At 71.8% G+C, this 8,672-nt stretch carries 5 protein-coding genes; 2 read left to right on the plus strand and 3 right to left on the minus strand.

All coding sequences use genetic code 11. The annotated features are described in order from the left end of the window. The first annotated feature begins 41 nt into the window (after positions 1-41). Both VNS22_RS08375 and VNS22_RS08380 read left to right on the plus strand, forming a co-directional pair. Positions 42-2,225 carry a ComEC/Rec2 family competence protein gene (locus tag VNS22_RS08375; protein ID WP_325731476.1) on the plus strand — a complete coding sequence of 728 codons (2,184 nt, stop codon included), beginning with the start codon at positions 42-44 and terminating at the stop codon, positions 2,223-2,225. Beyond that, complete coding sequence (locus VNS22_RS08380; protein WP_325731478.1) at positions 2,209-3,363, plus strand: hypothetical protein; 1,155 nt, start codon at positions 2,209-2,211, stop codon at positions 3,361-3,363. Before VNS22_RS08375 ends, VNS22_RS08380 begins: the two co-directional genes overlap by 17 nt. A gap of 3 nt (positions 3,364-3,366) precedes the next feature. Here VNS22_RS08380 and VNS22_RS08385 read toward each other — a convergent pair whose 3' ends face one another. From VNS22_RS08385 to VNS22_RS08395, 3 genes are all read right to left on the minus strand, one after another. After that, positions 3,367-4,293 (minus strand): choline/ethanolamine kinase family protein, encoded by a 927-nt coding sequence (locus tag VNS22_RS08385; RefSeq protein WP_325731480.1) that lies wholly within the window; start codon positions 4,291-4,293, stop codon positions 3,367-3,369. 20 nt (positions 4,294-4,313) lie between these two features. Continuing rightward, positions 4,314-6,722, minus strand: coding sequence for a GcvT family protein (locus tag VNS22_RS08390; RefSeq protein WP_325731482.1), 2,409 nt, complete (start codon positions 6,720-6,722; stop codon positions 4,314-4,316). 4 nt (positions 6,723-6,726) lie between these two features. After that, positions 6,727-8,672, minus strand: a 1,946-nt coding sequence (locus VNS22_RS08395; protein WP_325731484.1) for an FAD-dependent oxidoreductase, incomplete at its 5' end; no start/stop codon positions are given.

Here is an 8,672-nt window from a genome sequence, read left to right on the forward strand (position 1 = left end):
GCTAACCCGCGCGTCGCGCTTTAGCACGGGACCGCTCGCAGGTGCAGCAAGGTCGCACGACCTGGTCGGCGGCAGTCCGGCAGGGTGCCGGAGCGGGTGCCATCCGCGCGGTCCTCGCCGCCCTGCGCCAGCTGCTCCTGGCGGAACGGCATCGCTGGGCGCTGTGGGCGCCCGTGCTCATGGGCCTGGGCGTCCTTCTCTATATGGTCCCGCCAGACGATCCGCCGAGCGGCTGGACCGGGATCGCCCTCCTCGTCCTGGCCGCGGCCACGATCGCCGCCTTGCGTGCCCTGTACGCGCGCCAGACCGCCGTGGCGACCCTGGCCTGCCTGCTGGCCGCCCTGCCCGCGGGATACCTCGTCGCCGTCTGGCGCACCGCCCAGGTCGACACGATCTCGCTGGCCCGCCCGCTCACCCTGGAGGTGGAGGGCCGCGTCGTCGCCATCGAGGGCCGCGCGCGCGGCCACCGGCTGACCCTGGACCAGGTGGCGGTGCTGGATCGCCAACTCGCCACGGTGCCGCAACGGATCCGCATCGGCGTGGCGAAGGGTGCCGAACTGCTGGCGGCCGGCGACCGGATCCGGGTCCGGGCGCGCCTGGAGGCGCCGCAGCCGCCGGCCCTCCCCGGCAGCTACGACTGGGCCCGGGACGCATGGTTCCAGGGCCTGGGTGCGGTCGGCTGGTCACTGGGTGCGCCGACCTTGATCGCGGCCGGCGCCGGCGAAAGCGGCCCGGCTCTGTTTGTCGAGCGGATCCGCACCGCACTGAGCCATCGGATCGCCAGCACCACCCCGGGTGCCGCCGGGGCCGTGGCCGCCGCACTGGTGACCGGACAGCGGGGTGCCGTCGACAACCGGGTCTGGGAGGACATGCAGCGTTCGGGCCTGGCCCACCTGATCTCGATCTCCGGGCTGCACTTCACCCTGGTGGCCAGTGTGGTGTTCTTCCTGGCGCGCTGGTGCCTCTCATTGTGCCCGCCCTTGTGCCTGCGCCTGCCGGCCCAGAAGGGTGCCGCCCTCGCCGCGATCCTGGGCTGTGCCCTCTATCTGGTGATTTCCGGAGCCTCCGTGCCGGCCCAGCGCTCCTTCGTCACCGCCACGATCGTGTTCACCGCCGTGCTGGTCGACCGCGACCCGATCTCCCTGCGCCTGCTCGCCGTGGCGGCCGCTGCCGTGCTGCTCGTGGCCCCGCACAGCCTGCTGGGCCCGTCCTTCCAGCTGACCTTCGCGGCCATGGTCGGCCTGATCGCCCTGTTCGAGGCACTCTCGGCACGTCGCGCCCAAACACCGGCAGCACCTGGCGGCCCGACACGGCGCATGCTCGCCTATCTGGGCGGGATCGTGCTGACCACGGTGATCGCGACGATCGCCACCGCACCGTTCGGCGCCTGGCATTTCGGCGTGGTCGCGACCTGGGGCGTGGCCGCGAACATGCTGGCCGTGCCCATCACCTCGTTCGTGGTGATGCCGGCCGCCGTGCTGGGCACCGCACTGCTACCGCTGGGCCTGGACCAGCCGGCCTTCATGGTCATGGGTGCGGGCGTGGCCCTGGTGCTGTGGATCGCGGCGGAGATCGCCGCCTGGCCCCATGCCAGCTTCGCCATCCCCGGCATGACCGGCGGCTGCATCGCCCTGATCGTGCTGGGCGGGCTGTGGCTCGCCATCTGGCAGCGCCCCTGGCGGCTCTTGGGCCTGCCGCCCGTGCTGCTGGGCCTGGGCATGGCGGTGCTGGGCCAGCCGCCGCGCCTGTTCGTGGCACCCGATGCGCAGGTGGTGGCCGTGCTAGCCGAAGATGGCCGGCTCCTGCGCACGCCCGGCAAGCTGGATGGGCGGGTCGCCGAGGCCTGGCGCACCCGCACCGGTGCCTCGGGCCGCCTCGCGCGCTGGCCAGACGCGGCACCCGGCCGGCCCGGCTGCGACCCGTTCGGCTGCACCCTGGAGCTGGCCGGGCACCGGGTGGCGGTGCTGACCGGCCCGGGCGATGCCGGTGACGACTGCCGCCATGCCGACCTGGTGCTCGATCTGGTGGCCGAACGACGCTGCCCGCTGCCGACCCGCTCGATCGGACGCAGCGCGCTCAGGGCCGCCCGCGGGCTGGAAGCCAGGCTCGAGCCCGAGGGCATCCTGCTCGCGACCCTCAGTGCCGCCCGCGGCGACCGGCCCTGGAGCCGGAGCACCCACCCGCAACCTCGCATCCCGGATCCCACCGATGACGCCGACCCCTGACCTGCCGGATCCGCTGCTCCGCTGCACCAGTGCAAGGCTGCGCACCAGCGACCTCCTGACTGCCCTGGTGGTGGCCGCCGCTTTGGTACTGGTGGTAGCGGTCACCTGGGGAGCCCGGCTGGACGCGACCGGGCCGGCTCCGCCGGATCCGGCCGTGGCCGCCGCGGTCGCCGATCTGCGCCGGAGCTTCGGCCATGACGGCATCGCCCACGATCTGGAGCGCCCGCGCCAGGGCGGCGATCCGGCGATCCACGAGGCGGCCGAGGTGGGCCTGCGCCGGGCACGTGCTGCGATCGGGCTGCTGCGCGGCCGGCTGGACGACGCCGCCGGCCGGGTCCAGGTCGCGCTCGACGAGCTGGAAGCCGCCGGACGGCGGGCGGAGATCCTGCTGCGCGCGGGCGCGAGCGAGCCGGCTGGACGGCTGCTCGACCTGCCGGTGATCGAGCCTCTGCTCGTGCTGGACGATGCGATCGAGACGCTGCGTGATCAGGCTGCTTCGAGCCATGGCGGCCTGCCCGACCGCCTGATGCTGCTGCTGGCCGGCTCGGCCTGCCTCCTGGCGGCGAGCGCGCTCCTGCTGGCCGGCTGGCTGCGCCTGGGGCTGCTCCTCCCGCTGCGCCGGCTGGCGGGTGGGCTCGCTGCCGACGACGCGCCGGAACTGGCGCGCCTGGCCCTGCGCGGCGACGAGATCGGCCTCCTGGCGCGGCGCTGTGTCCAGGAACTGCCGCCGGCCGGACGTGCCGAGGCACTGCCCGCCGAGCAGCAGCGTATCCTGGAGGAGATCCGCGACCTGGTGCGCAGCCAGGCGGAACGTGCGGCAGCGCCCGCCCCGGCAGGGCCGCCGCTTCGCCTCGACTTGTCGCTTCCTATCGCCCCGGAACCCTTGCCAGAGCGGCCGCTTCTGACCGGGGCCGCAGTGCCGGAGCCGTCGCAAGGCGATACCACCGCGCTCCACTCGATCGTGGAGATGGTCGCGAAGGAGCAGCTGCGCCGCCATGGCGAGCGGCCGGTCCTGACGGGAAACGGCCTACCGGACGACCGGGTGATGGCCGCCCTGGTCGACCGGGTGCTGGCGCGGCTGGACCAGGTGACCCAGCGGGTCAGGGGCTCGGACGGCGCGGCGCGGCGCGCTTCCTGAGGCTCAGCCGGGACCGGCCTGCACCGCGCGCAGGCTGTGGGCGAATCGCTCGGTCGCCATCAGCCGGCGGCAGCGCTCGAACCGGCCGACCGCATAGGCCCAGAAGTCCTCGGCCGGGTTGCCGTCGGCGTGCTGGATCAGGCCCCAGAGCGTCCAGAGCAGGTCGCACATCGCCTGGTAGATCACCATCCGCCCGGCATCGAACGGCCGCACCGGCCCGCCGAAATAGGCCTGGAGGAGGCGCCGGTCCATGTCCTGGTCGAACTCCGCCTCGACCGACAGGTCGCCCAAGTCCCACATCGGATCGTTGATGCCGGAATATTCCCAGTCGACCAGCCAGATGCGTTCGCCATCGTCGAGAAAGTTCTCGCACAAGGGGTCGCAGTGGCAGGCGGTGAGCGGCAGTTCGTGCGCCGCCAGTGCCGCGCGCACCGACCCCGCCTCGCGGACCACGTCGTGGTAGCGTTCCGGCACCGCCGCCCCTTTCTGGCCCAGCACCTGCAGGTACTGGTCGATCATGCCGAACAGCTCGAAGCGGAAGGTGAAGCCGCTGGCCTCGGTGTGCAGCCGCCGGAGTGCTAGTGCCGCCCGCTCGACGGCGCCCGGCCGGCTGCGGAACCGCTCCGGGCTCATGGTCACCACCTCTGGCAGGAACCGGGTGACCATCACCCCGTCCGCACCGAAGTGAACCAGCTCCGGCGACACCCCGGCCGCGGCGGCCGCGCGGGCGTTCACCGCCTCGACCTTGCGGTCGATATAGTCCTCCGTGCCCCGACCCGGCAGGCGCAGGCACCATGGCTCCGGCCCGCCGGTCACGGCGAACACCAGGTTGGTGAGCCCGCCCAGGCGGCGCAGCTCCAGCCCGCCGTCGCTGCCCGGCAGGCCCAGCCGGGCCAGTGCCTGCCGCGCCTGCACCAACTCCTCGCCCATGGCACTTCTCCCTCCGCCGATCACGCCCGCAGCCGCTCGCCCTTCGGGTCGTAGAGCGCGCGCCGCCCGCGCCAGACCGGCCAACGCTGGCCATAGGCCTCGATCTCGAAACGCTCCTCCTTCGCCAGCGCTGCCGGCAGGAACGCGAAGGCGACCGTGTGTCCGACCGTGTGGCCGAATCCGGCGCTGGTCGTGCTGCCGACCGGCCGGCCGTCCAGCAGCACCACTTCCCCGCCGACCAGCGGTGCGAAGCCGTCGATGCCGAGTGTGACCAGCCGGCGCGCCGGCCCCTGCTCCCGGATCCGCAGGAGTGCGTCGCGGCCGATGAACGGACCCTTGCCCAGCGCCACGGCGAAGCCCAGGCCCGCGGAGAACGGGTCGATCTCCGGGCTCACCTCGCTGGACCAGTAGACATAGCCCTTCTCCAGCCGGAGCGTGTCGAGCGCCCGGTAGCCGACATCGGCGATGCCATGGGCTTCGCCTGCCCGGCGCAGCTCTTCGTACACATGAGCCGCGTGCTCGACCGGCACGTGCAGCTCGTAGCCGAGCTCGCCGACATAGCCGATCCGGGCGGCGAAGGCCCGGCCCAACCCGATCTCGATCTCCCTGCCGGACAGATAGGGCAGTGCGGCATCCGACACGTCGTCGTCGCTCACCGCCGCCAGGACCTCGCGCGCCCTGGGCCCCGCCAGGTCGATCACGGCCAGCGCCCCGGTCACCTCACGCAGCTCCAGCCCGTCCGGCAGGTGGCGGCGCAGCCATCCGGCATCGCGGATGCCGAATTGGCTGCCGGTGACGATATAGAAGCGATCCTCGGCAAGCCGCATCACGGTGAGGTCGGCCTCGATGCCGCCCCGCTCGTTGCAGCACTGGGTATAGACGCAGCTGCCGACCGGCCGGTCGAGGTCGTTGGCGACGATCCGCTGCAAGGCCGCGAACGCGCCGCTGCCGGCCAGCTCGAACTTGCTGAACGAGGTCAGGTCGATCAGCGCCACCCGCTCGCGCACCGCCCGGTGCTCGGCAGCCACCGCCTCGAACCAGCCGGGCCGCTCGAGAAAGCTCGGCCGCTCCTCGGCCAGGCTGCCCGGCAGGCGGAACCAGTTGGGCCGCTCCCACCCGGCCTTGGATCCGTACACGGCACCCCGTGCCTTCAGCGTGTCGTAGAGCGGACTGCGCCTGGCACCACGGGCGCTGGCCAGTTCCTCCACCGGCCAGTGGATGCTGTAATAGTTGCCGTAGGCTTCGCTGCTGCGCTCGGCGAGATAGCGGCGGTTGGCCTGCTGGCGGGCGAAGCGGCGGATGTCGAACGGCCACAAATCCATGCCGGGGTCGCCTTGCGTGATCCAATTGGCCATGGCGAGGCCCGCCCCGCCCGAGGCCGCGATCCCGGCGGTGAAGCCGCAGGCGACGAAGAAATTGTCGAGCTCCGGGGCCAGGCCCATCACCGGCTCGCCATCCGCGGAGACCGGGATCGGCCCATTGATCAGGGTCTGAATGCCCACTGCGTTCAGGACCGGCAGGCGCTCGGCGGCACCGAGTGCGATCGGCTCGAACCGTTCGAAGTCGGAGGGAAACAGCTCGCGGCCGAACTCGAACGGCACGCCGCCTTGCCAGCAGGCCGGCGCCCCCTTCTCCCAGCCGCCGATGGCGAACGCGCGCACGTCCGGCTTCAGGTAGAAGATCCGGTCCGGGTCGCGGAAGGTGGGCAGGTCCTTCGGCAGGTCGAGCTTCTTCTCAGTCACCATGTACTGGTGCTCGACCGCACCCGCGGCGATCGCCACCCCGGCCATTTCACCCACCCGCTTGGCCCAGATGCCAGCGCAGTTGACCACGATCTCGCACCTGATCCGGCCGTGGTCGGTCAGTACCGCGGTGATGCGCCGACCCTGCTTCTCGAACCCGGTGACCAGCACGCCTTCTCGGATCCGCACCCCGTCCCGCCGTGCCACCGCGGCGAAGGCCTGAGTCAGGCCATAGGGGTCGATGTAGCCGTCCGACGAAATCCAGGCGGCACCGACCACTCCCTCCGTCGTCATGAACGGGAAGCGCGCCTTCGCCTCGGCCGCCGAGATCTCGTGGGCCTCGAAGCCGAACCCCTTGGCCTGGGTCAGCGAGCGGCGGATCTCGGCCATCCGCTCCTCGGACGACGCGATCCGCAGCGAGCCGCACTTGCGCCAATCGATCGCCTGACCGGATTCCGCCTCCAGCCGGTCGAACACCGCGACCGAATCCTGCATCAGCCGGGTCAGGTTGCGCTTGGAGCGAAGCTGGCCCACCAGCCCCGCCGCATGCCAGGTCGAGCCATGGGTGAGCTGAGCCTTCTCCAGCAGCAGCACGTCGCGCTGGCCGGCACGGGCCAGATGATAGGCGATCGCGCAGCCGATCGCGCCGCCGCCGATGATCACGATCCGGGCCTGGGTGTCGGACATGCCCTCAGGCCTTCACGCGCAGGGACGCCGGGTCGTAGGGCGGCTGAAGGAACACCTCGGCCGGCACCCGCTCAGAAGCGACCTCCAGCTCGTAGCGCCCGGACAGCACGAACGCCTCGTCCACCCCCTCGTCCGGCCGACGGACATAGCCGTAGCCGATCGGCCGGCCGATCGTGTGGCCGAACCCGCCGCTGGTGAGCCAGCCGACCCTCTTTCCGTCGCGATAGATCGTCTCGCGGCCGAGCAGGACCACCTCCGGGTCGGCCACGGTGAAGCCCGCGAGCAAGCGAGGCAGCGGTGCTGCCGCCTGTGCCGCCAGCGCCTCGCGCCCGAGGAAGGGCAGGTTCTTCTTCAGCTTCACGGCAAAGCCCAGGCCCGCCATCAGCGGCGAGTGGTCCGGGCCGATGTCGGAGCCCCAGGCGCGGTAGCCCTTCTCCAGCCTGAGCGATTCGATGGCCCGGTAGCCGGCATTGGCGATGCCGTGCGGCTGGCCGGCCGCCATCAGCCGGTCGTAGAGCGTCGCCGCGAACTCGACCGGGACGTGCAGCTCGTAGCCGAGCTCGCCCACATAGGTGATGCGCAGCGCCAGCACCGGCGCACCAGCCAGCGCCAGCCTGCGGCAGCGGCCGAACCGGAACGCCTCGTTGCCGACATCGTCCGTGGTGAGTGACTGGAGCACGTCGCGCGACCGCGGCCCCATCAGGGAGAACACCGCATGGGCCGAGGTGACGTCGACTACCCGCGCGTCCAGGCCGTCCGGCAGGTTGCGCCGGATCCAATCCAAGTCATGGGTGGCGAAGCCCGTCCCGGTGGTGAGGTAGAATTCGTCCTCCGCCAGCCGGGCCACGGTCAGGTCGCACTCGATCCCGCCCCTGGCATTCAGCATCTGGGTGTAGGTGAGCGTGCCGGGCGGACGGGCCACGTCGTTGGCGCACAGCCAGGAGAGCGCAGCCTCCGCATCCCTCCCCACCACCAGGAACTTGGCGAAGCTGGTCTGGTCGATCACCACGACCCGCTCCCGGCAGGCCCGGTGCTCGCGCGCAACCGCCGCGAACCAGTTCGGCCGGCCATAGGTGTAGACGTCCCGCGCGTTCTCGCCCTCGGTAGCGAACCAGTTGGGCCGCTCCCAGCCGAGCTTCTCGCCAAAGCAGGCACCTTGCGCCTTCAGCCGGTCATAGACCGGCGAGCGGCGCAGCGGCCGGCCGCTCTCGTGCTCCTCCTGGGGCCAGGCCATGGTGTAGTGCTTGCCGTAGGCTTCGAGCGTGCGGGTGCGCACCCAGTCCGGATCGGCATGGGCGCGGCCGAACCGGCGGATGTCGACCGGCCAGAGATCGAAGGGCGGCGCGCCGTTCCTGACCCATTCGGCCAGCGCCATCCCGGCACCGCCACCGGACGCGATCCCGAACGCGTTGAATCCGGCGCCGACGAACAGTCCGGACAGCTCCGGCGCTTCGCCCAGGATGAAGTTGCCGTCCGGGGTGAAGCTTTCCGGGCCGTTGACCAGCTGCTTGACCCCGGCCGTCTCCAGCGCCGGCACCCGGCCCAGCGCCAGCTCCATGATCGGCTCGAAATGATCCCATTCGGGCTGGAGCAGCTGGAACTCGAACCGGTCCGGCACCTCCAGATTCCAGGGCAGCGGGTTCGGCTCGTAGCCGCCCATCACCAGGCCGCCGACCTCCTCCTTGTAGTAGGTGAGCCGGTCGGGATCGCGCAGGGTCGGCAGATTTGGGGTGACGCCCGGGATCGCCTCGGTGATCAGGTACTGGTGCTGCACCGGGACGAGCGGGACGTTGATGCCCACCGTGCGGGCGAGCTGCCGGGTCCACTGGCCGCAGCAGAGCACCAGCTTGCCGCAGCGGATCGTGCCGCCGGACGTCCTGACACCGGTGACCTTGCCGCCTTCCGCCAGGATCTCCTGGACCGCCACGCCCTCGCGGATCACTACGCCGG

The organism is Geminicoccus sp. (assembly GCF_035556675.1).
Taxonomy (GTDB): Bacteria; Pseudomonadota; Alphaproteobacteria; order Geminicoccales; family Geminicoccaceae; genus Geminicoccus.